Origin of the sequence: Kitasatospora sp. NPDC059648, from assembly GCF_042734825.1 — a bacterium.
Classification (GTDB): domain Bacteria; phylum Actinomycetota; class Actinomycetes; order Streptomycetales; family Streptomycetaceae; genus Kitasatospora.
This window is the reverse complement of sequence record NZ_JBHWDU010000218.1, coordinates 1-1,821: the sequence shown is the minus strand read 5'-3', so window position 1 is coordinate 1,821 and position 1,821 is coordinate 1. Positions and strand designations below refer to the sequence as shown.

The window sequence follows — 1,821 nt, the reverse complement described above, 5'->3', positions numbered from 1 at the left end:
CCCGAACCGTGCGGCAGGCTCCACTTCGATGCTCACCCGGCCGAGACAGCAGGCTCGAACTCACGATCACCAAGCTCGATTGAGCAACAGCTACTTAGGCCGCCCGCGTCCCGTGCAGCGGTTTGAGGCCGGCGAGGGGGTCGGAGTGGTCCCAGCGCGTCGCTGACCACCACGAGGTGACCGAGGCGATGAAGGCGTGGCTGGTAGAGACCGGTCGCGCGGTCGGGAAGAAAGCCGTGCAAATCCCACAAAGACGGACAGCAGCGGTCCCGGCTGCTGGTGCGCCGCGACCGGATCCCTCGGCCACAGGTGCCGCGCCCGGCGATCCACTGGTGAGGCCGAATCCAGCCCGCGCCACGACGGAGGAAGAGCATCGTGCCGAAGGTCCGGGAGGAGCGCGGCGGCCACCTGCCGCACCGCGACTACATCGCCCGGGTCGTCACCGAGCCGGAGGCTATCGAGCGCGGCCCCGACGCCTGGTCGCTGGAGGAAGGCTCCGTTGGCGTGGGGCCAACGCTGACACCGGCATACCTTGCGCCTGGCAACTCGGCACTGATGGCGTCCCCAAATACAGAAGTTGTTTGATTTTAACTATTGGATACCGCCATATGAGTGATTTTGGAACAGAGGTATGGGCCCGGGAGCACGGCTGTGGGTCTAATGGCGATACCGAATGTGGGGTGCCCATCCCTCTGTTGGGGAGCTAAGACAACGATCGCTTGACGGGTCGTTGTCGCGCTACATGGGCACCCTGGCAGGCGGATGCTGCGCCATATGACGCGGCCATGAGCGGCAGCCCCACGCCGAAGCTCCTTGAAGGGGTTGTCGTTCCATGGCAGTAGTCGTCGTCCCCCTGACGGTTCCAGCGTGCACCGCGTTCACCGTCACCATCACCGGCGCTCCCGCGGGGACCGCCTCCGCCGTCATCACGTATGACGGCGCCACCCAGACCGTGGCCGTCCTCGGCGGTTCAGCGACGGTCAGCTTCACGGCGGTTGGGTCCGGATCCCAGGTCGTGTCCGTGATCTACTTCAGCGGTACCGGTGGCACCGGCACCGTCACGGGTGCGGAAACCGGGACCGTGACCGTCACGCCCGCACCGGTCGGAACCATATCCACAACGCTGACCACCCCGGTCGGCGGGATCACCACGGCCAGCACCGTCATCGCCTGCGGTGCCGGTCTCACCTCCCTCAACGGAACGCTGACGTACACCCTGCCCGGCGGAGGCACGGTCACCGCCACCGTGACCAACGGCGTGGTGGGGCCGACCAACCTGGGGGTGGCGCTGACGCCGGGCCAGGTGGTGACCGTGAGCTTCACCCCGGCGGCTGGGACCTGTCCGGCCTGCACGCTCGCGCCGATCACGGTCACCGTGCCTGAGCTGTCCAGCTGCTCGGTGGTGATCCAGCCGCTGGTCGGGCCGGTGGTGGTGGGCCAGCCGACCAGCGTGACCGCTGTGGTGCTGTGTAACGGCGTGCCGGTCTCCGGTGCGTCGGTCACCTTCACAAGTGGTGCGGCCACCGCGACCGCGACCACCAACGCCCTTGGCATCGCCACCGGATCGCTGACCTTCAGCACCGCAGGCCCCGCCACCGTGACCGCGACCGTCACCGCGACCGGCACCGCGTGCGCGTGCTCCGGCGTCGTCTCCGCCCCCATCACGGTCACCGTGACTGCGCCGTCGACCTGCCAGGTGCTGCTGCTGCCGGCCGGGCCGGCGGTCGTGGGCCAGCCGACCAGCGTGACCGCTGTGGTGCTGTGCAACGGCGTGCCGGTCTCCGGTGCGTCGGTCACCTTCACCAGCGGTACGGCCACCGC

The 1,821-nt window shown here is 68.5% G+C and carries 2 protein-coding genes; both read left to right on the top strand.

Translation table 11 applies throughout. The features are described 5' to 3' along the window. The first annotated feature begins 375 nt into the window (after window positions 1-375). Window positions 376-585: a hypothetical protein gene (locus ACFV1W_RS40540; RefSeq protein WP_380422583.1), complete on the top strand. Its 210-nt coding sequence runs from the start codon at window positions 376-378 to the stop codon at window positions 583-585. Window positions 586-832: 247 nt separating this feature from the next. After that, window positions 833-1,821, top strand: a 989-nt coding sequence (locus ACFV1W_RS40535; protein ID WP_380422581.1) for a hypothetical protein, incomplete at its 3' end; no start/stop codon positions are given.